Origin of the sequence: Thioclava pacifica DSM 10166 (assembly GCF_000714535.1) — a bacterium.
GTDB lineage: Bacteria > Pseudomonadota > Alphaproteobacteria > Rhodobacterales > Rhodobacteraceae > Thioclava > Thioclava pacifica.
The window spans coordinates 1-23399 of the sequence record NZ_AUND01000038.1 but is presented as its reverse complement, the minus strand read 5'-3'; the positions used below and the strand labels follow the sequence as shown (position 1 = coordinate 23399).

At 64.0% G+C, this 23399-nt stretch carries 22 protein-coding genes; 15 read left to right on the top strand and 7 right to left on the bottom strand.

All coding sequences use genetic code 11. The annotated features are described in order from the left end of the window. Positions 1 to 177: 177 nt before the first annotated feature. Entirely contained in the window at positions 178 to 1260 is a 1083-nt protein-coding gene (locus tag TP2_RS14115; RefSeq protein WP_038078817.1) for an Mrp/NBP35 family ATP-binding protein, read from the bottom strand. 342 nt (positions 1261 to 1602) lie between these two features. Between TP2_RS14115 and TP2_RS14110 the strand changes: the two genes are divergently transcribed. Together TP2_RS14110 and TP2_RS14105 are read left to right on the top strand one after the other, a co-directional pair. Continuing rightward, entirely contained in the window at positions 1603 to 1806 is a 204-nt protein-coding gene (locus TP2_RS14110) for a DUF1127 domain-containing protein (RefSeq protein ID WP_038078815.1), read from the top strand. A 695-nt stretch (positions 1807 to 2501) separates the two neighbouring features. Further along, positions 2502 to 3281: a 23S rRNA (adenine(2030)-N(6))-methyltransferase RlmJ gene (locus TP2_RS14105; RefSeq protein ID WP_038078813.1), complete on the top strand. Its 780-nt coding sequence runs from the start codon at positions 2502 to 2504 to the stop codon at positions 3279 to 3281. Here the strand turns inward: TP2_RS14105 and mntR are convergent. Next, entirely contained in the window at positions 3258 to 3689 is a 432-nt protein-coding gene (gene mntR, locus TP2_RS14100) for a manganese-binding transcriptional regulator MntR (RefSeq protein ID WP_038078811.1), read from the bottom strand. The two genes, TP2_RS14105 and mntR, sit on opposite strands and share 24 nt — an antisense overlap. Positions 3690 to 3887: 198 nt before the next feature. Here mntR and TP2_RS14095 point away from each other — a divergent pair, with 198 nt between their 5' ends. The 3 genes from TP2_RS14095 (at position 3888) to TP2_RS14085 (ending at position 7738) form a co-directional block, all read left to right on the top strand. After that, positions 3888 to 5165 (top strand): Nramp family divalent metal transporter, encoded by a 1278-nt coding sequence (locus TP2_RS14095; protein ID WP_206198349.1) that lies wholly within the window; start codon positions 3888 to 3890, stop codon positions 5163 to 5165. A gap of 188 nt (positions 5166 to 5353) precedes the next feature. Next, positions 5354 to 7303, top strand: a complete 1950-nt coding sequence (gene thrS / locus TP2_RS14090) for a threonine--tRNA ligase (protein WP_038078806.1) — start codon at positions 5354 to 5356, stop codon at positions 7301 to 7303. Positions 7304 to 7531: 228 nt separating this feature from the next. Further along, positions 7532 to 7738, top strand: coding sequence for a cold-shock protein (locus TP2_RS14085; protein ID WP_038078802.1), 207 nt, complete (start codon positions 7532 to 7534; stop codon positions 7736 to 7738). Between the two features lie 74 nt (positions 7739 to 7812). Here TP2_RS14085 and TP2_RS14080 read toward each other — a convergent pair whose 3' ends face one another. From TP2_RS14080 to proS, 5 genes are all read right to left on the bottom strand, one after another. Then, complete coding sequence (locus TP2_RS14080; protein WP_038078799.1) at positions 7813 to 8136, bottom strand: arsenate reductase family protein; 324 nt, start codon at positions 8134 to 8136, stop codon at positions 7813 to 7815. Further along, positions 8137 to 8817 (bottom strand): ABC transporter ATP-binding protein, encoded by a 681-nt coding sequence (locus TP2_RS14075; RefSeq protein WP_038078796.1) that lies wholly within the window; start codon positions 8815 to 8817, stop codon positions 8137 to 8139. Further along, positions 8810 to 10102: a lipoprotein-releasing ABC transporter permease subunit gene (locus TP2_RS14070; RefSeq protein ID WP_038079127.1), complete on the bottom strand. Its 1293-nt coding sequence runs from the start codon at positions 10100 to 10102 to the stop codon at positions 8810 to 8812. Before TP2_RS14070 ends, TP2_RS14075 begins: the two co-directional genes overlap by 8 nt. Positions 10103 to 10247: 145 nt before the next feature. After that, on the bottom strand, positions 10248 to 10742 hold the full coding sequence (locus TP2_RS14065; RefSeq protein WP_038078793.1) for a hypothetical protein: 495 nt from the start codon (positions 10740 to 10742) through the stop codon (positions 10248 to 10250). Further along, a complete protein-coding gene (proS, locus tag TP2_RS14060) occupies positions 10729 to 12066 on the bottom strand; it encodes a proline--tRNA ligase (protein ID WP_038078789.1) in 1338 nt (445 codons plus the stop codon). Before proS ends, TP2_RS14065 begins: the two co-directional genes overlap by 14 nt. Positions 12067 to 12329: 263 nt before the next feature. On the opposite strand from proS, the gene TP2_RS14055 reads away from it, so the two are divergent. From TP2_RS14055 to TP2_RS14010, 10 genes are all read left to right on the top strand, one after another. Further along, a complete protein-coding gene (locus tag TP2_RS14055) occupies positions 12330 to 13472 on the top strand; it encodes an AI-2E family transporter (RefSeq protein WP_051692655.1) in 1143 nt (380 codons plus the stop codon). Between the two features lie 2 nt (positions 13473 to 13474). Continuing rightward, a complete protein-coding gene (locus tag TP2_RS14050) occupies positions 13475 to 14149 on the top strand; it encodes a P-loop NTPase family protein (protein WP_038078786.1) in 675 nt (224 codons plus the stop codon). 50 nt (positions 14150 to 14199) lie between these two features. Beyond that, positions 14200 to 16365 (top strand): RNA degradosome polyphosphate kinase, encoded by a 2166-nt coding sequence (locus TP2_RS14045; RefSeq protein ID WP_038078783.1) that lies wholly within the window; start codon positions 14200 to 14202, stop codon positions 16363 to 16365. 39 nt (positions 16366 to 16404) lie between these two features. Further along, positions 16405 to 17952: a Ppx/GppA family phosphatase gene (locus TP2_RS14040; protein WP_038078781.1), complete on the top strand. Its 1548-nt coding sequence runs from the start codon at positions 16405 to 16407 to the stop codon at positions 17950 to 17952. A gap of 143 nt (positions 17953 to 18095) precedes the next feature. Further along, positions 18096 to 18779: an HAD family hydrolase gene (locus TP2_RS14035; protein ID WP_051692653.1), complete on the top strand. Its 684-nt coding sequence runs from the start codon at positions 18096 to 18098 to the stop codon at positions 18777 to 18779. Next, positions 18776 to 19735 carry a sugar-binding transcriptional regulator gene (locus TP2_RS14030; RefSeq protein WP_084714350.1) on the top strand — a complete coding sequence of 320 codons (960 nt, stop codon included), beginning with the start codon at positions 18776 to 18778 and terminating at the stop codon, positions 19733 to 19735. Before TP2_RS14035 ends, TP2_RS14030 begins: the two co-directional genes overlap by 4 nt. A gap of 115 nt (positions 19736 to 19850) precedes the next feature. Beyond that, positions 19851 to 21170, top strand: a complete 1320-nt coding sequence (locus TP2_RS14025) for an ABC transporter substrate-binding protein (protein WP_038078777.1) — start codon at positions 19851 to 19853, stop codon at positions 21168 to 21170. Positions 21171 to 21243: 73 nt separating this feature from the next. Beyond that, positions 21244 to 22116, top strand: a complete 873-nt coding sequence (locus TP2_RS14020; protein WP_038078774.1) for a carbohydrate ABC transporter permease — start codon at positions 21244 to 21246, stop codon at positions 22114 to 22116. A 10-nt stretch (positions 22117 to 22126) separates the two neighbouring features. Continuing rightward, positions 22127 to 22957 (top strand): carbohydrate ABC transporter permease, encoded by an 831-nt coding sequence (locus TP2_RS14015; protein ID WP_038078772.1) that lies wholly within the window; start codon positions 22127 to 22129, stop codon positions 22955 to 22957. A 10-nt stretch (positions 22958 to 22967) separates the two neighbouring features. Continuing rightward, positions 22968 to 23399: ABC transporter ATP-binding protein (locus TP2_RS14010; RefSeq protein WP_038078770.1), on the top strand; the 432-nt coding region annotated here is incomplete at its 3' end.

Sequence of the window (23399 nt, the reverse complement as noted above, 5' to 3'; positions counted from 1 at the left end):
GTGATTTCCCAGCTCTCGCCCCGTTTTCGACCCTCACGCGGCCGGAACGGTCCCGTGAATTCCCACAGGGGGCTCCCACGAATTCCCATGAGCGAAATCCGCAGCGCGCGCACGCCGTCGAAATCATGGCAAAAGGGCGCCCCGCAGGACGCCCTCTCGACCCCAAATCTGAACGGATCAGACCGCGCCGCGCGCAATCAGCCCCTCTGCCAGCGCCGCATAGGCATCGGCGGCGATCCCCTCGCCTGCCGCCGCCGGCGTGCCGGCATCGCCCGCAAGCCGCACATCGAGATCGAGCGGCAGAGCCCCGAGGAAGGGCAGATCCAGCCGCGCGGCCTCCGCCTCGACCCCGCCATGACCGAAGGGATGCGCCTCATGCCCGCAATTGGCGCATATATAAGAGGACATGTTCTCGATCAGCCCCAACACCGGCGCATCCAGCCTGCGGAACATGTCGATCGCCTTCTTCGCATCGAGCAGCGCCACATCCTGCGGCGTCGAGACCACGATCGTTCCGTCGAGCTTGGTCTTCTGGCACAGCGTCAGCTGCACGTCGCCGGTTCCGGGCGGCAGGTCGATCAGAAGAACGTCGAGCGGGCCGAATTCGTCCCATTTCACCTGAAAGAGCATCTGCTGCATCGCACCCATCAGCATCGGGCCGCGCCAGATCACCGCCTCATCCTCTTTCAGCATCAACCCGACCGACATCAACGCCACCCCATGCGCCTTGAGCGGCAGGATCGTCTGGCCATCGGGCGACGAGGGCCGCTGCGTCGCGCCCATCATGCGCGGCTGCGAGGGGCCATAGATATCGGCATCGAGCAGACCGACACGCTTGCCCGCCCGGGCGAGCGCGACGGCAAGATTGGAGCTGACGGTGGATTTCCCCACGCCGCCCTTCCCCGAGCCAACCGCGATGATCTTCGCCACACCCGGCACGCGTTGCGGACCCGATTGCGGCTTTGGATGACCGCCGATCGCCGGGCCGCGGGGCTGCTGCGCCGTTCCGCCCAAACCGCGCGGCGGGCCCGAAGGCACCACGATCGTCACGCTCGCGGCCCCCGGCAGGGCCTTCACCGCCCCTTCGAGCACCGGGCGCATCGCCTCCAGTTCCGCCTGGGGCGCCCCCTCGAGGACGAAGCGCACCACCCCGTCCTGTACCGCAAGAGCGCGCAGCAGATCACGACTCACAGCCGTTCCACCTCCCGGCACTTCGGTTTTCCGCAGCACTTCGAGCACCTGCTCCTTGCTCAGAGCCATGCAAACCCTCCGATTCCCCGGACCGTTAGCGTCCGTCACATGTGGTCAATTCGCGGGGAACTGTGGCGTTTTTGCCGCGCAGTTCAAGCGCAATCCTGTCTAAACCGACAGGTTCAGATGTGAACATGCATCCAAAGCGCACGTTTCTTGCGCAGATGTCTCGAAAATGGGTCAGAATCATTCATGCATTTTCTGCATGGCGGCATTGAGGCCGTCGCGCATTGTGCACTCGCAGCAATCAGCACATCTTAGGGACAACGCGACAGAAGACGCAGTGACGAATTCGGGTCCAGAAGCGGGAAAACGCACAGGGCCCTGTACGAGAAAGATGAGGCGAAGACGATGGCACTCGTTCATGACATCCGACTGAGCGAAAGCGGCTTTACGAAGCTGAAGGTCAAGCTCTCCGACGCGATCGCGCGTCGCAAGGTTTACCGCCAGACGCTCAATGAACTCCGCTCGCTGAACTCCCGCGAGCTCGACGATCTCGGCATGCATCGCTCGATGATCACCCGCGTGGCCTACGAGGCCGCCTACGGCAAGTAATTGATTTCCGAAGCCCCTCTCCTCCTCCCTGGGGCTTGGAAACTCGGCGGCGCCCTCCTCCTCCTCCCTGAGGGCGCCGCCATCCAGACACACCGGCCCCACGCGGCGTGACGCCTGCGATGCCGGACCGAGCTGCCCGGGTCTCTCTCCTCCTCCCTGAGACCCGCGCTGAGCAGGCGGCGACCTCTCTCCTCCTCCCTGAGGTCGCCGCCTACATTCAGCGCGAAGCTGCGACAGGCTGTCGCATGCTGCAGTGCAGCACTTGATATACGGACCAAACGGTCCAAAGTGAGTAAAAGAATACGAAAGGTCCTCTCCTCCTCCCTGGACCGATCGTTTCGGCGGCACCCTCCTCCTCCTCCCTGAGGGTGCCGCCAACCAGATACCGAGGGCCCTATCCTCCTCCCTGGGCCCAAGGGTGAGACGCTGCTTCCTCCTCCTCCCTGAAGCGGCGTCGGAAATGCCGAAGGGTCTCCTCCTCCTCCCTGAGACCCGAGGTAGCAAAGAGACGGCGGCGCCCCTCCTCCTCCCTGGGCGCCGCCGTTTTCTTTTTTTCCGAACGTGAAAGTCGAGGGGGCTCTGCCCCCGCGCCTTGCGGCGCCCCCCGAGATATTTGGATCAAGAAGAACAGGCTTAGGTTCGGGATTGCCCTTGCGCGCCCCACGAGGCAGGAAGAGGGGCAAGGAGACCTGCCGATGCTGTCCTATCAACACGCCTATCACGCCGGAAATCTTGCCGATGTGCACAAGCATGCCTTGCTGGCCTCGGCGCTCGATTATCTCACGCGCAAGGACAAGCCGCTGAGCTATCTCGAAACCCATGCCGGGCGTGGACTTTATGCGCTGGACGCGGCGGAAGCGGTGAAGACAGGAGAAGCGGCGGCGGGGATCGCCCGGATCGAGGGAATGGGCTGGTTTGCGCCCGATCACCCCTATATTCGGGCACTTGCAACGGTACGGGCCGAGCATGGACCGCAGGCCTATCCGGGCTCGCCGCTGGTGGCGAAGGCGCTGCTACGCGACATCGACTCGATCCAGCTCTGCGAGTTGCATCCGCAGGAATTCTCTGCGCTGCGTCAGGCCGTGGGGCGCAAGATCACCGTGCACAAGGCGGACGGGCGCGAGATGGCGCTGGCGCTCACGCCCCCTACCCCGCGCCGCGGCCTGATGCTGATCGATCCAAGTTTCGAGGAGAAATCCGACTATGTCGCGATGCCGAAGCTGATCGGGCAGATCGCGAAGAAGTGGAATGTCGGGATCATCGCGCTTTGGTACCCGATTCTGACCTCGGGCGCTCAGGACGGGATGGTCGCGGCCCTGCGCCGCGCGTTCCCTGACGCGCTGAGCCATGAGGTGCGTTTTCCGCCCGCGCGCGAAGGCCATGGTATGATCGGCTCGGGCATGTTCGTCGTGAACCCGCCCTGGGGGCTTGCGGGCGAGGCCGAACGCCTCTCAGCCCTTTTCGCCGCCCTGTGAGGCAAGAAAAGCCTCGAACGCCTTGAGTGTGCGCGTCGAGACGTGGTGCTCGATCCCTTCGGCATCAAGCTCGGCCAGATCTTCAGGCACGCCAACGGCACGCAGCAGCGCCACCACCGTGCGGTGACGTGCGCGGACCTGCTCGGCCAGCGCCTCACCGGCTTCGGTCAGAAAGACACCTCGATACGGGCGCGAAACCGCCAGCCCCTCGCGCTTGAGCCGCGCCACTGCCTTGGTCGCGGTCGGATGGGCCACGCCGAGGCGCGCCGCGATCTCGGTGATCCGCGCCTCGCCAAACTCGGCGGCCAGATCGGCGATCATCTCGACATAATCCTCCAGCAACGCGCGGGCGGCGCGTTCGCGGGCGCGGTTGAAGCCCTTGATCTGAGAGGGGTCGGTTTCGGTCATCGCTCCTGCCTCGCCGGGTGCGGGATACGGGGGCGGCCCGCATAGCGCAGCGCCTGCGGGAAGCCAAGGGAAAGGATGACGCGGGCAGTCCTGCCAAGTCAACGCAATTTAGCCCCTTGCGAAGTTTGTAGCCAAGGCTACATTTCGCAAGCGCAGCAAGGAAAGGCCCGGACGATGAGCGGCACCGCAGGACAGGGAATGAGCGAAAGGACGCGCTCGGCCATGGCCGAGGTGCTCTCCGGGTCGCGCCGACGCGGGGCGATGTGGCTGTTCTTCGGCCCGGCCGTGATCGCCTCGGTGGCCTATATGGATCCGGGCAACTACGCGACGAATATCGAGGCGGGTGCTGGCTATGGCTACAAGCTGCTGTGGGTGGTGCTGGCCGCGAACCTGATCGCGATGCTGTTTCAGGGGATTTCTGCGCGGGTCGGCATCGTCACCGGAAAGAACCTTGCCGAGCTGTCACGGGAGAATTTTTCGAAACCCGTCACGATCGCGATGTGGATCGTCTCGGAGATTGCCGCGATGGCGACAGATCTTGCGGAGTTTCTGGGCGGCGCACTGGGGCTGTCGCTCCTGTTCGGCTGGCCGTTGATCTGGGGAATGGGGGTCACGGCAGTGGTCACCTACGCGATCCTGATGCTCGAGCGCGGGGGGTTCCGGCCAATGGAGATCGTGATCGGCGCGCTCGTGGCCCTGATCGGGGCCTGCTACCTGGCGGAGATGTTCGTGGCGCCGGTGGATTGGGGCAGTGCCGTTGCGGGGCTGACCACGCCCGCAATGCCCGATGCCCGCGCGCTGACGATCGCCGTGGGGATCATCGGGGCCACCGTCATGCCCCACGCGATTTTCCTGCATTCGGGCCTGACGCAGAACCGCGCCTTGACCAGCGATGCGGCGCAAAAGGCGCGGTTGGTGAGCTTCTCGAACCGCGAGGTGATCATCGCGCTTGCGGTCGCGGGCATGGTGAACATGGCGATGGTGATCATGGCGGCATCGGCCTTCCATCAGGGCCACGCCGAGGTGGCCGAAATCGAGACCGCCTATCATACGCTGACGCCGCTTCTGGGGGGATTTGCCGCCGCCGCCTTCCTGACCTCGCTGATCGCCTCGGGGATTTCCTCCTCGGTCGTCGGCACGATGGCGGGACAGATGATCATGCAAGGCTTCATCCGCCGTCGAATCCCGGTCTGGCTGCGCCGAGTGATCACCATGGCCCCCGCCTTTGCCGTGGTCTGGCTCGGCGTGAACACGACCGAGGCGCTGGTGATGAGTCAGGTGGTGCTGTCGATCGCCCTGCCCGTCCCGATGGTGGCGCTGCTGATCTTTGCCCGGCGCCCCGATATCATGGGACAGTTCGCAGTGCGTGGGCCAATCCTGTGGCTCGCCGTCTTGGGCGCCACGGTGGTGCTGGGGCTGAATTTCGTGCTGCTGTGGCAATCCGCGGGGCTGCCGGTGCCAGGGCTAACCGAGTGACGATTCAGGCGGTCGTTCCTGTTCGATCTTCGTTTGCCGCCTTTCGGTGACGGGGGCCGCGCCCCCTGCGACATCTCCACCCTGCCCGCCCCATTGACAGCCGCGCCTCCCCCGCGCAAAAGGCATGGGCACAACATATATCCCGCAACCGGGCGTTCCGTGGGCGCCAAACCGACGAGGAGGACGACATGTCCCAGATCTCCCTCACCTTTCCCGATGGCAATGCGCGTTCCTATGACGCGGGCGTGACGCCGGCCGAAGTGGCTGCCTCGATTGCGCCGTCGCTTGCGAAGAAAGCGATCTCCGCGCAGGTCAATGGCGCGCATTGGGATCTGCAATGGCCGATCCATGAGGATGCGCAGATCGCGATCAACACGATGGCCGATGACGGCCCCGCGCTCGAGCTGATCCGCCACGACCTCGCCCATATCATGGCCCGCGCCGTGCAGGAGCTTTACCCCGGCGTGAAGGTCACGATCGGCCCGGTACGCGACAATGGCTGGTTCTACGATTTCGACCGCGAGGAGCCCTTCACCCCCGAAGACCTCGGCGCGATCGAGAAGAAGATGCGTGAGATCATCAACGCACGCGACACCGTCAAGACCGAGGTCTGGAGCCGCAAACACGCGATCGACCATTACCTGGCCACCGACGAGCCCTACAAGGTCGAGCTGATCAACCGCATCCCGGCAGGCGAGGACATCCGGATGTATTGGCACGGGAACTGGCAGGATCTCTGCCGTGGCCCGCACCTGCAGCATACCGGTCAGGTTCCGGCGGATGCGTTCAAGCTGACCCATGTCGCGGGCGCCTATTGGCTGGGCGACTCGAGCCGCCCGATGCTGCAGCGCATCTACGGCGTGGCCTTCAAGACCAAGAAGGACCTCAACGCCTGGGTCACGATGATGGAGGAGGCCGCCAAGCGCGACCACCGCAAGCTCGGCCGCGAGATGGACCTGTTCCACATGCAGGAAGAGGCGCCGGGCCAGATCTTCTGGCACCCCAATGGCTGGACCATCTACACCGCGCTTCAGGACTACATGCGCCGCAAGCAGCGCGAGGACGGCTATGTCGAGGTGAACACCCCGCAGGTCGTGAACCGCAAGCTCTGGGAAGCCTCGGGCCACTGGGAGAACTACCAGGAGAACATGTTCATCGTCGAAGTTGACGAAGAGCACGCCCGCGAGAAGACGGTCAACGCGCTCAAGCCGATGAACTGCCCGTGCCACGTGCAGATCTTCAACCAGGGTGTGAAAAGCTACCGCGACCTGCCGCTGCGCATGGCCGAGTTCGGCTCCTGCGCACGTTACGAGCCCTCGGGCGCGCTGCATGGCATCATGCGCGTGCGCGGCTTCACGCAGGACGACGCGCATATCTTCTGCACCGAGGATCAGATCGAGGCGGAAACCGAAAAGTTCATCACCTTCCTGTCGGGCATCTATGCCGATCTGGGCTTCACCGACTGGCGCATCAAGCTATCGACCCGCCCCGAAAAGCGCATCGGCTCCGATGAGAGCTGGGACTATACCGAAGCCGCGCTCGGCAATGCCTGCAAAGCGGCTGGTTACGATTACGAGATCTTCGAGGGCGAAGGCGCCTTCTACGGGCCGAAGCTGGAATTCGTGCTGACCGACGCGATCGGGCGCGACTGGCAATGCGGCACCTTGCAGGTCGACACCAACCTGCCCGAGCGGCTGGACGCGGATTACGTCGGCTCGGATGGCGAGCGTCACCGCCCCGTCATGCTGCACCGCGCCGTTCTGGGCTCGTTCGAGCGCTTCATCGGCATCTTGATCGAGAGCCACGCGGGCAAGATGCCGCTCTGGCTCGCCCCGCGTCAGGTGGTCGTGGCTTCGATCGTCTCGGATGCGGACGATTACGTTCTGGAAGTGACCGCGAAGCTGCGCGCCGCGGGCATCCGCGCCGAGGCCGACACGCGCAACGAGAAGATCAACTACAAGGTCCGCGAGCATTCGCTCGGCAAGGTCCCCTATATCTTCGCGATCGGGATGAAAGAGGTCGAGGAGCGCACGGTCTCCGTTCGCAAGCTCGGCGACACCCGCACCGCGACGGTCGCGCTTGATGAAATCGTGACCGAACTGGTGGCCGAATCGACCCCGCCCGACCTGCGCGGATAATTGCCGCAAAAACAGGCGGATCGCCAAATTTCACAGGCCTGTGAGGGGGTTGCGCCCCTCACGGAATGTCATTGCATTTTTGCGAAACTCAGCGAGACTCGATAAGCGTGTTTCGCAGACTTTCCTACCGCCTCGCTTCTTTAAAAGGCAGCCGGAAGACCCGAAAGACACTGGCTGCACGGCCCGGCGGCAATCTCGCCCCCGGGAGACTACGAAGGAGAAGACGGTATGGCCACTGGCACCGTGAAATGGTTCAATTCCACCAAGGGCTACGGTTTCATCGCCCCCGACGAAGGCGGCAAGGATGTGTTCGTGCACATCTCGGCGGTCGAGCGCGCGGGCCTCAAGGAACTCGCCGACAACCAGAAAGTGTCGTACGAGCTCCAGTCGGGCCGCGACGGTCGCGCCTCGGCTTCGGATCTGCAACTGCTCTGAGCGGTTGACACAGGTTTGACCCGAACGACCCGCGCTCTCCGCGCGGGTCGTTTGTATTTGAGCGTCTCAGACGCTCAGAGCCATTCGGCCTGCACAGGTTTCGTCCAGCCCAATGTGAGCTTGTCGCCCTCGCGGATCACCGGGCGCTTCATCAGCGCGGGATGGCCGCTCAGCAGATCGGCGATCGGGGCGGCGCGCTCCTCGTCGCTGAGCCCCCGCCAGGTGGTCGAGGCGCGGTTGACGATCTTGTCGCCGAAGGCCGTCTCGAACTCGGCGATCTCTTCAGCCGTCAGGGGCTCGGCGCGCACGTCGCGGAATTCCACGTCGCGCCCCGCCGCTTCCAGCGCCTTGCGCGCCTTGCGCACCGTGTCACAGGTCGAAATCCCAAAGACGATCATTTACCCCTCCGTCAAAGCGCCATTCTCGAGCCGCAGCACGCGATCCATCTTCGCGGCCAGCTCCATGTTATGCGTCGCGATCAGTGCCGAGAGCCCGGTCTCGCGCACCAGCCCCATCAGCACGTCGAAGACCGTATCCGAGGTCGCGGGATCGAGGTTGCCCGTCGGCTCGTCGGCCAGCAGCAGGCTCGGGGCGTTGGCCAGCGCCCGGCAGAAGGCCACGCGCTGCTGCTCGCCACCCGAGAGCGCCGAAGGGCGGTGATCCATGCGCGCTGACAGTCCCACGCGCCCCAGAAGATCCGCCGCGCGCGCCTCGGCATCGGCCCGCCCAGCACCATTCGCGAGCTGCGGCAGGATAATGTTCTCGGCCGCCGAGAACTCCGGCAGCAGGTGGTGGAACTGGTAGACGAAGCCCAGCTTCTCGCGCCGCGCCGCCGTACGCTTGCCATCGCGTGCGCCAGTCAGGTCCTCGCCGTCGATCACCACGCGCCCCGCATCGGGCGTGTCCAGAAGCCCCGCGATATGCAGCAGCGTCGACTTGCCCGCTCCCGAGGGCGCGACCAGCGCGGTCACCTGGCCCTTCGGGATCGTCAGATCGAGCCCTTTGAGCACCGTGATCTCGTTCGGCTTGCCCCGGTTGTAGCTCTTCGCGATGCCTTCGCAGATCAGCACATCACTCATAGCGCAGCGCCTCCACCGGGTTCATCCGTGCCGCCCGCCGCGCGGGGAAGATCGTCACCACGAAGCTCAGCACCAGCGACAGCGATACCGCCTTGATCACGTCCCAAAGCTGCAGCTTCGCGGGCAGGTAATAGATACCCCGGATCGAGGGATCCCAGACCCCGCCGCCGTTGAGCCAGTTCACGAAGCTCATGATGCTGTCGATATTGAGCGCGAACAGCACGCCCAGCGTCAGCCCCGCCAGCGTGCCGATCACCCCAGTGAACGCCCCGCACAGGAAGAAGACCCGCAGGATCGAGCCCTGGCTGAGCCCCATCGTGCGCAGGATGCCGATATCGCGCCCCTTGTTCTTCACCAGCATGATCAGCCCCGAGGTGATGTTCATCGAGGCGATCAGCACGAGGATCGACAGGATGATGAACATCACGTTATCCTCGACCGTGAGCGCACGCAGGAAACTCCCCGAGGCATCCTTCCAGGTCCACAGCAGGGTTCCCGGCCCGCTCGCATCGCTGATCGCAGTCTCCCAGTTTTCGACTTTTTCAGGATCGGTCACATCCACGTCAATCTCATCCGCCCCGCCCTCGCGGTTGAAATAGCTCTGCGCCTCGCGGAAGGGCATGTAGAGCCGCGTCTGGTCGATGTCGTAGCGCCCCGCCGAGAAGATATAGACCACCTTGTAAGCATTGACCCGCGGGCTCGTCCCAAGTGGCGTCTTCGCGCCATTGGGCGAGATCAGCTTGATCGTGTCACCGACAGAGACGCCGAGATCCCGCGCCATGCCGATCCCCATCGCGATGCCTTCGCCGAAATCGTCGATATCGCCCTGTGCGTCGTCGGAATGGGCGATATTGGGAATATTCTTCAGGTCACTCAGGGCCAGGCCGTAAACATCGGCCACGTTCGAGCGCTCCCCGAAACTCACCATCGCCTGACCGCGCACCGCGGGGGCCGCGCTGACCACGCCGGGGATTGCCTTGATGCGCTCGGTGCGCTCCGCGTAATCGCGGATCAGACGCGAATAGACCCCGGATCCCTCCACCACCTCGGTCGGCGCGGAATAAACGGTGATCTGCGGGTTCGAGCCGACGATCGTGCCGACGAACTCTGCGCGAAAGCCCGCGCGCACCGCGAGCGTCGCGATCAGCGCGGCCACGCCGAGCGTGATGCCGATAAGCGAAATCCAGGTCATCACCGAGACACCGCCTTCGGCGCGGCGCGCGCGCAGGTAGCGCCAGGCGATCACGAACTCGAAACGGGAAAACGGGGCAGTGCGTGCGGCCATCGGCTCCATCCACCAAAATTCGGCGCAAGCTGGCCCGAGCGCCCCCAAAGGTCAAGGGCGCGCCATCGGCCCTGCGCAAAACCGCGCCCCCCTTCTTCTTGACGAAAATATCTCGGGGGGCCCGAAGGGCGGGGGCAGAGCCCCCTCAGCGGCAGCTCAAAGAGCCCGGAACCGGAGCCAGAAGCGGCTCCATCTCCGCCGCCATCTCGGCCGGATAGTCAGTTTGCAGCGACGCGAGCAGCGCACCGCTCGCGCAATCGAGCCTTTCGGTCTTGTGCAGCGTCACCTTTCCGAAAGCATCCTGCGAGCGGATCGTGAAACCGGCCTCGCCCTGTTCGTCACTCAGCACCTTGTCGCCATCGAGCAGGATCGAGCGCAGCAGCTGATCATGCGCCGCGCCGAGGTCCGAGCCTTTGTCGGCATGGGCGCGCAGAGCCACATGGGGCGCCTTGTGCGGGTCGATGCCGGGCGCCGCGAACAGCACCCCGCCGCCCGGCATCGTGTCCGAGACCCAGCCTTGCGGCACCTGCGCGGAAATCCCCAGATCCGCGTCGGACCAGGCAACCAGATCGCCCGCCTGCGCGGCCCCCGCAAGCAGGAGCCCCGAGACAAGTGCCGCGATCGGATCAAAGCGCCGCATAGATCCCCGCGACCTTCTCGACCGCCTCTTCCGCCGACATCTCCTCGCTCTCGCCGGTGCGGCGGCAGGTGAGTTCCACCTTGTTCGCCGCGATCCCGCGCGGGCCGACGGTGATGCGCCAGGGCAGACCGATCAGGTCCATCGTCGCGAATTTCGCGCCTGCGCGTTCCTCGCGGTCGTCATAAAGCGGCTCGAGCCCATGTTCGACGAAGGCGCGATAGAGCGCCTCGCAGGCGGAATCACAGCTCACATCGCCCTGCTTGAGGTTGACGATGCCTATGTGGAACGGCGTCACGCCCTCGGGCCAGATAATGCCCTTCTCGTCGTGGTTCGCCTCGATCAGCGCGCCGACGAGACGGCTCACGCCGATCCCGTGCGAGCCCATATGGACCGGCACCTTGCCCTGATCGGGGGTGTTCACGGTCGCGCCCATCGGCTCGGAATATTTGGTGCCGAAATAGAAGATCTGCCCGACCTCGATGCCGCGGCCGACCTTGCGACGCTCCTCGGGGATCTCGTTGAAGAGCGCCTCGTCATGGGTCTCGTCGGTGCGGGCGTAAAGGGTGGTGAACTCCTCGCAGATGCCCGCAACCTCCTCGCGATTGTCGTAATCGACGGCGCGCTTGCCCAGTTTCAGCTCGGGCACCTTGGCATCGTAGAACACTTCCGACTCGCCCGTATCGGCGAGAACCAGGAATTCATGCGTATCGTCGCCGCCGATCGGGCCGCTATCGGCGCGCATCGGGATCGCGGTGAGCCCCATGCGCTCATAGGTGCGCAGGTAGCTGACCATGTGGCGGTTATAGGCGTGCAGCGCGTCTTCCTTGGTCAGGTCGAAATTGTAGCCGTCCTTCATCAGGAATTCGCGGCCGCGCATCACGCCGAAACGCGGACGCACCTCGTCGCGGAATTTCCACTGGATGTGGTAGAGCGTCAGCGGCAGCGACTTGTAGCTTTCCACATGGGAGCGGAAGATGTCGGTGATCATCTCTTCGTTGGTGGGACCGTAGAGCATGTCGCGATCATGGCGATCCTTGATGCGCAGCATCTCGGGGCCGTAGGCGTCGTACCGGCCCGATTCCTGCCACAGCGTCGCGGGCTGGAGCGTCGGCATCAGGAGCGGAATATGGCCCGCGCGGATCTGCTCTTCATGCACGATCTGCTCAATCCGCTTGAGCACCTTGTAGCCCATCGGCAGCCAGGAATAGATCCCGGCCTGCTGCTGCTTGATCATGCCCGCACGCAGCATCAGGCGGTGCGAGGCGATCTGCGCCTCGGCGGGCGTTTCTTTCAGAACGGGGAGAAAGTAGCGGGACAGGCGCATGGCGGTCCTTTGAGCGTTGATGTCGTATGTTGCGCTTGGCCTAGAGGAAATGGGGGGATTGGGCAAGATGCATGGGCGTGAGGGGCTGCGGATCAAACGGCAATCTGACCCGGGGCGACCAGCATCGGGCCGCGCCAGGTTTTTCCCGCCGGACCGCACGGCTGTCGTCACATTCCCAAAGCAACTCCCAGACGCGGCTCACCCCTTGATTTCCCCCCCTATTTCGCCACGTTAGGATAACGCCTTCTCGCAAAGGAGCCGCAATGGCCCTGCCCGTTCGCCAGCAGATCACCTATTGGACCGTCGCCACGCTGGTGCTGGTGCTCTCGCTGTGGTGGCTGGGCAATGTGATCTTGCCCTTCATCATGGGCGGCGCGATCGCCTATTTTCTCGACCCGCTGGCCGACCGGCTGGAAAAGCTCGGCCTGTCGCGCGCGACCTCCACGGCGATCATTGCTCTGGTGGCGGTTCTGATTTTTGTCGTTCTGGCGCTTGCCGTGGTGCCGATGCTGGTGCGCCAGCTCGGCCAGCTCATCGCGCTCGCCCCGGATCTGTTGCGGTCTTTTCAGACTTTCCTCAATGAGCGCTTCCCGGACCTGCTTCAGAACTCGGTGGTCAACGACACGCTCAACAGCCTCGGCGATGCGATCAAATCCCGCGGCGGGGAGCTTGCGGCGACACTCCTGAGCTCTGCGATGACGGTGGTGAATATCGTCGTCTTCATCGTCGTCGTGCCGGTGGTCACCTTCTACATGCTGCTCGACTGGGACCGGATGGTCGCCAAGATCGACGGCTGGCTGCCGCGGGACCATGTCGCCACGATCCGCCACATCGCACGCGATATCGACCGGGTGCTGTCTGGCTTCGTGCGCGGACAGGTCACGGTCTGCCTCGTGCTCGGCACGTTCTACGCGGTGGCGCTGATGGCGGCGGGGCTCGATTTCGGGCTGCTGGTGGGCTCGGTCGCGGGGGCGCTGACTTTCATTCCTTACATCGGCGCGATCATCGGCGGTTCGCTCGCGATCGGGCTCGCGCTGTTCCAGTTCTGGGGCGAGTGGCTCAATATCGGGATCGTCGCGGGCATCTTCGCGCTTGGGCAATTCCTCGAGGGTAATTTCGTCACCCCGAAACTGGTCGGGGAATCCGTCGGCCTTCATCCGCTCTGGCTGATCTTTGCGCTCTCGGCCTTCGGCACGCTTTTCGGGTTCGTCGGCATGCTGGTCGCGGTGCCGGTCGCGGCGGTGATCGGGGTGGTTGCGCGTTTCTTCATCGATCAATATCTGCAAGGAGCGCTCTATCGTGGCGTGTCGGGGCGAAATCCGCCCTATGACGCGCCGCCCGGCCTGATCAACGAGGCGACCGGAGAGGTGACGGGCGTGATTGAGAACGGCGATAACGAGACCTGAGAATGGCCGAGCAGTTGACCTTCCCGCTGCACCTGCGATCGGCGCAGGGGCGTGAGGACTTCTTCATCTCCCCCGCCAATGCGCTGGCGGTGACGACACTGGACAGCCCCGAGACCTGGCCGCTGGGACGGATGATCCTGATCGGCCCCGAAGGTGCGGGCAAGACCCATCTCGCCGCAATCTGGGCCGATGAGCATGAGGCGGCGATCCTGCCCGCCCATGCGCTGAACGAAGAGATGGCACCGGCCCTTGTCGCTCAAGGAGCCGCCGTGATCGAGGATGCGCCCGCCATCGCCGAGAGCGAGGCAGGCCAGCGCGCGCTCTTTCACCTGCACAACCTGATGCAGGCCGAGGGCGGGCGGATGCTGCTGACCGCGCAGACCCCGCCGCGCGACTGGGGCATGAGCCTGCCCGACCTGATCAGCCGGATGGAAGCGACTGCCACCGTGCGCATCACGCCCCCCGACGACGCGCTTCTGGCCGCCGTTCTGGTCAAGCTGTTCGCGGACCGGCAGTTGACGGTGCCGCCCACTCTGATCCCCTGGCTGGTGACGCGGATGGACCGTTCGCTTGCCACTGCGCGCAGGCTCGTGGCCGCGCTGGATCGGCAGGCGCTCGCCCAGCGCCGCGCAATCACGCAGAGGCTTGCCGCGGAGGTGCTGGACAGTCTCGACTGAGCCGCGCAAACTGTCATTCAGGCATTACAAACTCCAACGATAAGCGCGCCATGACACAAGCCGATTTTCTCAAGTCGCCCTTCCCCACCCCGATCACGCTGCCCGAGGCGGAGATCACCGGACCGGGGCGTTTCTTCAACCGCGAACTGAGCTGGCTCGCCTTCAACTGGCGAGTACTGGAAGAGGCGCGCAATCCGCGGGTGCCCCTGCTGGAACGGGTGCGGTTCCTGTCGATCTCGGCCACCAACCTCGACGAATTCTACACCGTGCGCGTCGCGGGCCTGATGGAGCTGGTGCGCGAAGGGAACGTGAACCCTTCCGATGACGGGCTTTCGCCCGCGGATCAGCTCGAGAAGATCAACGCGAATGCACGCCGCCTGATGGATACGCAGCAGGCGACGTGGTCGGCACTCAAGCGCGAGATGGAACGCGAAGGCATCCATGTCGTGTCACGCTCGCGCCTGACCAAGCGCGATCTTGATTTCCTTTCGGATCACTTTCTCAACAAGGTCTTCCCGGTGCTCTCGCCGCTGGCGATCGACCCGGCGCACCCCTTCCCCTTCATCCCCAATACGGGCTTCTGCCTCGCGCTGGAGCTGGAGCGCGACAATGATCATCGGCGCCTGCAAGCCCTGCTGCCGATCCCGCAGCAGATCGACCGTTTCGTGCGCCTGCCGGGCGAAGCGCGCTTCCTGCCGCTCGAACAGCTCCTGATGCTGCACCTCGGCTCGCTCTTTCCGGGCTACAAGGATGTGGGCTCTTGCTCGTTCCGGGTGCTGCGCGACAGCGATCTGGAAGTCGAGGACGAGGCCGAAGACCTCGTGCGCGAGTTCGAAACTGCGCTCAAGCGCCGCCGCCGTGGCCAGGTCATCCGCATGTCGGTCTCGGCCGGTGCCCCCGAGGATCTGCAAGCCCTCGTCATGCGCGAGCTGCATGTCGCCCCCGAGGACGTGGTCCAGGAGAAAGGCCTCGTCGGCATCGCCGATGTGAAAGAACTGGTGCTGGGCGAACGTCCCGACCTGCTCTGGCCGCCCTTCACCCCGCGCGTCCCCGAACGTGTGCAGGATCACGAGGGCGACATGTTCGCCGCGATCAAGCAGAAGGATATTCTGCTTCACCACCCCTACGAGACCTTCGATCTGGTGGTACGTTTCCTCGATCAGGCGGCCAACGACCCCAACGTGCTGGCGATCAAGCAGACGCTTTACCGGACCTCGAAAGACAGCCCCGTGGTGTCCTCACTGTGCGAGGCGGCCGAGAACGGCAAGTCGGTGACCGCACTTGTCGAGCTGAAAGCGCGCTTCGACGAGGCCGCGAACATCCGCCAGTCGCGCCGACTGGAGCGCTCGGGCGCGCATGTCGTCTACGGCTTCATCAACTACAAGACCCATGCCAAGATCTCGACCGTGGTGCGCCGAGAGGGCGACCAGCTCGTGACCTATACCCATTACGGCACGGGCAACTACCACCCGATCACCGCGAAGATCTACACGGACCTGAGCTTCTTCACCTGCGATGCAGCCCTCGGTCGCGATGCCACGAAGGTGTTCAATTACCTGTCCGGCTATGTGCAACCCGAAGGGCTGGAAAATCTCGCGATCTCGCCGATCTCCCTGAAGCCGCGCCTTCTGGAGCTGATCGCACGCGAGGCCGAGAATGCGCGTCAGGGCAAACCCGCCGAGATCTGGGCGAAAATGAACTCGCTGATCGAATCCGAGGTGATTGACGCGCTTTATGCCGCGAGCCAGGCGGGGGTGAAAATCTCGCTCGTGATCCGCGGCATCTGCGGCATCCGCCCCGGCATCAAGGGGCTGTCCGAAAATATCCGCGTGAAATCCATCGTCGGGCGCTTCCTCGAACATTCACGCATCGTCTGTTTCGGCAATGGCCACAGCCTGCCCTCGGATGAGGCGCGGGTGTTCTTCTCCTCGGCTGACTGGATGGGGCGCAACCTCAACCGCCGGGTCGAGACGCTGATCGAGGCGAAGAACCCCACGGTGAAAGCGCAGATCGTGGGCCAGATCATGTCCGCGAACATGGCCGACGAGGCGCAGAGCTGGATCCTGCAACCCGATGGAAAGTTCATCCGCCACCTGCCCGAGGGCAAGGAGGATCTCTTTTCCTGCCACCGCTTCTTCATGGAGTACCCGTCGCTTTCGGGCCGGGGTTCCGCAGGGGCACAGGACGTTCCGAAACTTGCCCATAGCTTCGACTAGCCCTAGCGTGGGGGCGGACGACTCACTCGGACAGGCTCGATGACGAAAAACAAGGCGCCGCTGGAACTTGCTGATGGCGACGATTGGGATCCCTTTGGCCAGCCGCTCTTCGACGACCCCTCCGTGCGCGCGCTTTCGCGCGTCGGCGTTGTCGATATCGGGTCCAACTCGATCCGGATGGTGGTGTTCGACGGCGCGGCGCGAAGCCCTGCCTATTTCTTCAACGAGAAGGTCATGGCGGGCCTTGGTCAGGGACTGGCCGAGACCGGCCGGCTCAATCCCGAGGGGCGCGCACGCGGTCTTGTCGCACTCAAACGCTTCGCGGCGCTGGCTGATGGAATGGATATCGGCCCGCTCACCTGCGTCGCGACCGCCGCGATGCGCGATGCCAAGGACGGCCCGGAATATCACGCGCAGATCGAGAAAGAGACCGGGCTCAAGGTCCATGTGATCGACGGGATCGAAGAGGCACGGCTCTCGGCACAGGGCGTGCTGCTGGGCTGGCCCGAGGCCGAAGGGCTCGTTTGCGATATCGGCGGCAACTCGATGGAGCTGGCCGAGATCCGCGCCGGCAAGGTCTGGCGCCGCGCCACTTCACAGCTGGGCCCGTTCCGCCTGCAACAGATCGAGGGCGGCAAGAAAGCCGTCACCGCGCATATCCAGGCGACGATGGCCGAGCTCGCCGCACAGGTCGGCACCAGCCACGAACGCATCTATCTTGTGGGCGGGTCGTGGCGGGCGATCGCGCGGCTCGACATGGAACGACGCGGCTATCCGCTGCTGGTGCTGCACGAATACCGGATGGACCCGGACGGGGTGATGGAGACGATCGACTGGATCGCCAAATCCGACAACGAAAAGCTGCGGGCCAAGACGGGCACGTCCTCGGCGCGGATGGACCTGGTGCCGCTTGCAACGCAGGTTCTTCGCGAGCTGATCGACACTTTCGGCCCGAAGGAAATCGACGTTTCCGCCTACGGGATCCGCGAAGGGCTGCTGTATGAGCAAATGCCCGAACGCCTGCGCCGCCGTGACCCGCTGGTCGAAGCCGCGCGTCATACCGAGCGGGTGATGAGCCGAATGCCCGGCTTCGGCAAGAAGCTGCACGCCTTCATCGAGCCGATCTTCGGCCCGCTGCCCCCCGAGAAATTCCGGCTCGTGCGCGCGGCCTGCCTGCTACATGACACGACATGGCGTACCCATCCGGATTACCGCGCCGAGGCTTGTTTCGAGAACGTCACCCGCGCGAACTATTCCGCGATGAGCCATGCGGAACGGATCTGGCTCGGCGTGACCCTTCTTCACCGCTACAAGAACTCGCGCAGCGGCTCGCGGCTGGAGCCCTTCCTGCCGCTTCTGAGCGACGAGGAGATTCAGGAAGCGGAAGTGCTCGGCAAGGCGATGCGTTTCGGCTCGATGTTCGCGACCCACAGCCCCGACGATGCGGGCGAGCTGAAATATTCGGCCAAGAAGGGCGTTCTGGAACTGAAGCTGACCAAGCGCGGCACGGCGCTGTTTGGCGAGGTGGCCGAGTCGCGTTTCCGCTCGCTGGCCAGCGCGCTCAAGGCCGAGGCAAAAATTTCCTGACACCGATCATCGCGCAGCAGGCGCGGCTTGCAACGAGCCGGCCGGGCGGCCCGCCCTCTGGGCAGGTCATACGTGATGCTTGAGAAATTGCTCATCCTTGCGATAACTTGCTCACAGCACAGAGGCATCGAGGGAAAGCGGAAATGCGGGCAGCGATCGATCTCGTGATCTTCGATTGCGATGGGGTGCTGATCGACAGCGAGGTGATCAGCGCGCGGATGCTGATTGCCGAACTGGCCGAACATGGCATCGAGATCGACATGGGGTTCGTCGCCCGGAACTTTCTCGGGCGCAGCTATCCGGTGGTGCTTCAGCGCGTGCGCGAAGAGTTTGGCATCACCCTGCCCGACCAGTTCGAGGCCGATTACCGCGCCCGGCTCTTGGCCGCCTTCGAACGTGATCTGACAATCATGCCGGGGGTCGCCGATGTATTGGAACGCCTTGCGGTGCCGTTTTGCGCCGCAACTTCTTCGAGCCCAGCGCGCGTCACGCGCTCGCTGCAGCTCACAGGGCTTTCCGAAGCCTTCGGGCCTCGCGTTTTCACCGCCTCGCAGGTCGCCAATGGCAAACCCGCTCCAGATCTCTTCCTTCATGCTGCGGCCGAGATGGGCGCCGAACCGGCGCGTTGCCTGGTGATCGAGGACAGCCTGATGGGCCTTCGCGCAGGACACGCTGCCGGGATGCGACTGTGCCATTTCACCGGCGGCAGCCACATGATCGACCTGCGTTTGCCCGAAGACATGCCACGCCCCGAAACAACACTCGATGGCTTTTCGCGCTTTTTCGTGCAATTTCCGGAGCTGCTAGTGAAGGAAACCGCCCGCTGATGAAAAAGCCCCTGTCCGATCCCGAGGAAAGCGCGACCGACGAAGCCGCGCGTGCGGCCTGGCTCTATTATGTCGGCGGGCTGACCCAGGATCAGATCGCAACCGAGCTTGGCGTGTCACGCCAACGCGCCCAGCGCCTTGTATCCAAGGCGATGACGGAGGGTTTGATCCATGTCCGGCTGGAGCATCGGATCGCGGGATGCCTCGCGCTTGAGGCCGAACTGAAACGGCGCTTTGACCTGAAAACCGTCCGTGTCGCCCCGCGCTTGGGTGAGGGCGCCGATCCGACACATGCCATCGCCCCCGTCGCGGCGAGCGTGATGGAGCGGTTCCTGCGCCAGCCCGAACCGCAGACGATCGCGCTTGGCACCGGGCGCGCGCTGCGTGCGATGGTCGAGGAATTGCCGAAGATCAACTGTGAGCATCACAAGCTCGTTTCGCTAATCGGCAACATCTCTCCTGATGGGACCGCCTCGAATTATGACGTGATCATGCGTGCGGCCGACAAACTGAACGCGCGCCACTACCCGATGCCGCTGCCAGTGCTGCTCGATGACCCCGAAATCCGGCGCAGTTTCTATGCGCTGCCGCAGCTCAAGATCGTGGCGCTGCTCGCGGCGGAGGCCGATGTGACCTTCGTCGGTGTCGGCCAGATGACCGAGAGCGCACCACTTTACGTCGACGGGTTCATCTCGGCCGAGGATCTGCGCGAGGAGCGCGCCCTTGGTGCGGTGGGCGAGATCGCCTCCTGGTGCTTCGATTCTGAGGGGCGCTACCTTGAAAGCCGCCTGTCGCGGCGCGTCGGCGGCTTGCGTCCGGGAGGTCGGGAGGGCGCTCACACAATCGGCATCGCCGCCGGCCCCGAAAAGGTCACCCCCCTGCGCGCGGCGCTAAAGGGCCGTCTGCTCAACGGGTTGGTGACATCTGAAGAGACCGTCGAGGCGCTGCTCGCCTGATCTTTCCCCCGCGGAATACGAAATGCTCTCGAAAAGGGAGTTGACAGAAAATCGCGCATGAGTGAGCATCCGCCCACATACCGAGCAATTGCCCGGATTCTTTGGGAGGAGAAACATGACAATGAAGTTTCACGCGCTCGCGGGCGCGTGCGTCCTCGGCTTGGCTGCCGGCGGCGCAATGGCAGAGACCACCATCACCGTCGCGACCGTGAACAACGGCGACATGATCCGTATGCAGGGGCTGATGGACGACTTCTACGCCGCGCATCCCGACATCAAGGTGAACTGGGTCACCATGGAAGAGAACGTCCTGCGCCAGAAGGTGACGACGGACGTGGCGACCAAGGCCGGTCAGTATGACGTGATGACCATCGGCACCTACGAGGTTCCGATCTGGGGCAAGCAGGGCTGGCTCGTGCCGCTCGACGACCTGCCCGACAGCTATGACGTGAACGACCTGCTTCCGGCGATCCGCTCGGGCCTGACGCTGGACGACCATCTCTACGCCCTGCCCTTCTACGGCGAGAGCTCCTTCACCATGTATCGCAAGGATCTGATGGAGAAGGCCGGGCTCACCATGCCCGAGGACCCGACCTGGGGCGACATCGAGAAAGCCGCCGCCGCGATGACCGACAAGGAAGCGGGCATCTACGGCATCTGCCTGCGCGGCAAGGCCGGCTGGGGCGAGAACATGGCTTTCCTTTCGGCGATGGACAACTCGATGGGCGGCCGCTGGTTCGACATGGACTGGAACCCGCAGTTTAACACGCCGGAGTGGAAGGACACGCTGACCACCTACCTGACCCTGATGAACGAATACGGCCCGCCAGGCGCCTCGTCGAACGGCTTCAACGAGAACCTGGCGCTGTTCCAGCAGGGCAAGTGCGGCATGTGGATGGACGCGACCGTCGCCGCCTCCTTCGTGACCAACCCCAAGGACAGCAAAGTCGCCGATCAGGTCGGCTTCGCGATGGCCCCGCACAAGGACGGCGTGGCGAAGAACGGCAACTGGCTCTGGGCCTGGACGCTGGCGATCCCGGCGGGCACCCAGAAGGAAGAGGCCGCAAAGACCTTCATCGAATGGGCCACCTCGAAGGAATACACCGCGCTCGTCGCCTCGAAAGAAGGTTGGGCGAATGTGCCCCCGGGCACGCGTACCTCGCTCTACGAGAACCCCGACTACACCAGCGCGGCCCCCTTTGCGGATCTGACGCTGAAGTCGATCAATGCGGCTGATCCGAAGAACCCCTCGGTACAGGAGGTGCCCTATACCGGCGTGCAATTCGTCGCGATCCCCGAGTTCCAGGCGATCGGCACCGCCGTTGGCCAGCAGTTCTCGGCGGCCCTCGCGGGACAGATCTCGGCCGATCAGGCGCTGCAAAACGCGCAAGCCCTGACCGAGCGCGAAATGAAGAAGGCTGGCTACATCAAGTAAGCCGCCCACCCCGGCGGGGCCGCCCCACACCGGCCCCGCCACCAAATTCTGCCGTCAAACTAGGGAGGGGGAGATGGCCACCAAGCACTCACGCGCCGCTTCGCGACTGATGATCTCGCCAGCAGTCCTGCTGCTGCTGGGCTGGATGATCGTCCCGCTGTCGATGACGATCTACTTCTCGTTCCTCAACTACAATCTGTTGATGCCGGGCGCGCATAACTTCATCGGCTTCGACAATTACAAGTACTTCCTCACCGATCCCGCCTTCACCACCGCGTTGGTCAATACGCTGGTGCTGGTCGGGGGCGTCCTCCTCATCACCACGGTCGGCGGTACGCTGCTGGCGCTGCTCCTCGATCAGCCGATCTGGGGACAGGGGATCGTCAGGGTCCTGGTGATCGCCCCCTTCTTCGTCATGCCCACCGTCTCGGCGCTGGTCTGGAAGAACATGTTCATGAACCCGGTGAACGGACTGTTCGGCTGGATCGCGACCTCGCTCGGGCTGCCGCCCTTCGATTTCCTCGCCCATGCGCCGCTGTTCTCGGTCATCCTGATCGTGGCCTGGCAATGGCTGCCCTTCTCGACGCTGATCCTGCTGACCGCGCTGCAATCGCTTGATAGCGAACAGATGGAAGCCGCCGAGATGGACGGGGCCGGAGCGATCTCGCGCTTCATCCACATCACCGTGCCGCATCTGGCGCGCGCGACCACCGTCGTCATCCTGATCCAGACGATCTTCCTGCTCTCGGTCTTCGCCGAGATCCTGGTCACGACGAATGGCGGGCCCGGAACGGCCTCGACCAACCTGACTTATCTCGTCTACGCCCAGTCGCTGTTGCAGTTCGACGTGGGCGGCGGCTCCGCCGGCGGCATCATCGCCGTCATCCTCGCCAATATCGTTGCGATCTTCCTGATGCGGATGATCGGCAAGAACCTCGACGCGTGAGGAGGGTTTCATGGCTCGCAGAGTTTCCACCCGCCGCCGCGTGATCGTGACCGCCCTCGCCTGGGCTATGGCTTTCCTGATCTTCTTCCCGATCCTCTGGACCTTCCTGACCTCGTTCAAGACCGAAGGAGAGGCCGTTGCCACACCGCCGCATTTCCTCTTCTTCAACTGGACGCTGGAGAACTACATCGAGGTCAATGAGCGCTCGGACTACTTCCTGCATTTCATGAACTCGGTGGTGATCTCGGTCGGCTCGACCGTGCTCGGTCTGATCATCGCGATCCCCGCCGCCTGGTCGATGGCTTTCGTGCCCGGCAAGCGGACCAAGGACGTTCTGATGTGGATGCTCTCGACCAAGATGCTGCCGCCGGTGGGCGTGCTGATCCCGATCTTCCTGCTCTTCAAGAACACCGGATTGATGGATACGCGCACGGGTCTGGTGATCATCCTGACTTTGATCAACCTACCGATCATCGTCTGGATGCTCTACACCTACTTCAAGGAAATCCCCGGCGAGATCCTTGAAGCTGCCCGCATGGATGGCGCGGGCCTGCGCGAAGAGGTGATCCATATCCTGACGCCGATGGCGGTGCCGGGGATCGCTTCGACGCTTCTGCTGAACGTCATCCTCGCCTGGAACGAGGCCTTCTGGACGCTGAACCTGACGGCTGCGAATGCAGCACCGCTCACGGCTTTCATCGCCTCCTATTCCAGCCCCGAGGGCCTTTTCTACGCCAAACTCTCCGCCGCCTCCATGATGGCCATCGCGCCGATCCTGATCCTGGGGTGGTTCTCTCAGAAACAGCTTGTCCGCGGCCTGACCTTCGGCGCGGTGAAATAAGGGGCGCGACATGGGACAGATCACCCTTTCCAAGGTCACCAAGAAATTCGGCGAGGTCGAGGTCATTCCGCCGCTCGATCTGGAGATCAACGATGGCGAGTTCGTCGTCTTCGTCGGCCCATCGGGGTGCGGCAAGTCAACGCTTCTGCGCCTGATCGCGGGGCTCGAGGATGTCTCGAGCGGCACGATCGCGATCGACGGCACCGATGCGACCGGGCTTGTGCCAGCCAAGCGCCGCCTCGCCATGGTGTTCCAGAGCTATGCGCTCTACCCGCATATGTCGGTGCGCAAGAACATCGCCTTCCCGCTGAAGATGGCGAAGTTCGACCAGGCCGAGATCGACAAGCGCGTGGAGGCGGCGGCGAAGGTTCTCAACCTTGGCGACTATCTCGATCGTCGGCCCGGCCAGCTTTCGGGCGGTCAGCGCCAGCGCGTCGCCATC

What these genes read in the sequence shown, in the direction of transcription:
- TP2_RS14055 (WP_051692655.1), top strand. Translation starts at nt 12,330, where the DNA reads ATGGCCCTGCCCGTTCGCCAGCAGATCACCTATTGGACCGTCGCCACG.
- TP2_RS14015 (WP_038078772.1), top strand. Translation starts at nt 22,127, where the DNA reads ATGGCTCGCAGAGTTTCCACCCGCCGCCGCGTGATCGTGACCGCCCTC.
- TP2_RS14045 (WP_038078783.1), top strand. Translation starts at nt 14,200, where the DNA reads ATGACACAAGCCGATTTTCTCAAGTCGCCCTTCCCCACCCCGATCACG.
- TP2_RS14040 (WP_038078781.1), top strand. Translation starts at nt 16,405, where the DNA reads ATGACGAAAAACAAGGCGCCGCTGGAACTTGCTGATGGCGACGATTGG.
- thrS (WP_038078806.1), top strand. Translation starts at nt 5,354, where the DNA reads ATGTCCCAGATCTCCCTCACCTTTCCCGATGGCAATGCGCGTTCCTAT.
- TP2_RS14080 (WP_038078799.1), bottom strand. Translation starts at nt 8,136, where the DNA reads ATGATCGTCTTTGGGATTTCGACCTGTGACACGGTGCGCAAGGCGCGC.
- TP2_RS14105 (WP_038078813.1), top strand. Translation starts at nt 2,502, where the DNA reads ATGCTGTCCTATCAACACGCCTATCACGCCGGAAATCTTGCCGATGTG.
- TP2_RS14075 (WP_038078796.1), bottom strand. Translation starts at nt 8,817, where the DNA reads ATGAGTGATGTGCTGATCTGCGAAGGCATCGCGAAGAGCTACAACCGG.
- TP2_RS14070 (WP_038079127.1), bottom strand. Translation starts at nt 10,102, where the DNA reads ATGGCCGCACGCACTGCCCCGTTTTCCCGTTTCGAGTTCGTGATCGCC.
- TP2_RS14020 (WP_038078774.1), top strand. Translation starts at nt 21,244, where the DNA reads ATGGCCACCAAGCACTCACGCGCCGCTTCGCGACTGATGATCTCGCCA.
- proS (WP_038078789.1), bottom strand. Translation starts at nt 12,066, where the DNA reads ATGCGCCTGTCCCGCTACTTTCTCCCCGTTCTGAAAGAAACGCCCGCC.
- TP2_RS14095 (WP_206198349.1), top strand. Translation starts at nt 3,888, where the DNA reads ATGAGCGAAAGGACGCGCTCGGCCATGGCCGAGGTGCTCTCCGGGTCG.
- TP2_RS14050 (WP_038078786.1), top strand. Translation starts at nt 13,475, where the DNA reads ATGGCCGAGCAGTTGACCTTCCCGCTGCACCTGCGATCGGCGCAGGGG.
- TP2_RS14035 (WP_051692653.1), top strand. Translation starts at nt 18,096, where the DNA reads ATGCGGGCAGCGATCGATCTCGTGATCTTCGATTGCGATGGGGTGCTG.
- TP2_RS14115 (WP_038078817.1), bottom strand. Translation starts at nt 1,260, where the DNA reads ATGGCTCTGAGCAAGGAGCAGGTGCTCGAAGTGCTGCGGAAAACCGAA.
- TP2_RS14025 (WP_038078777.1), top strand. Translation starts at nt 19,851, where the DNA reads ATGACAATGAAGTTTCACGCGCTCGCGGGCGCGTGCGTCCTCGGCTTG.
- TP2_RS14110 (WP_038078815.1), top strand. Translation starts at nt 1,603, where the DNA reads ATGGCACTCGTTCATGACATCCGACTGAGCGAAAGCGGCTTTACGAAG.
- TP2_RS14065 (WP_038078793.1), bottom strand. Translation starts at nt 10,742, where the DNA reads ATGCGGCGCTTTGATCCGATCGCGGCACTTGTCTCGGGGCTCCTGCTT.
- TP2_RS14085 (WP_038078802.1), top strand. Translation starts at nt 7,532, where the DNA reads ATGGCCACTGGCACCGTGAAATGGTTCAATTCCACCAAGGGCTACGGT.
- mntR (WP_038078811.1), bottom strand. Translation starts at nt 3,689, where the DNA reads ATGACCGAAACCGACCCCTCTCAGATCAAGGGCTTCAACCGCGCCCGC.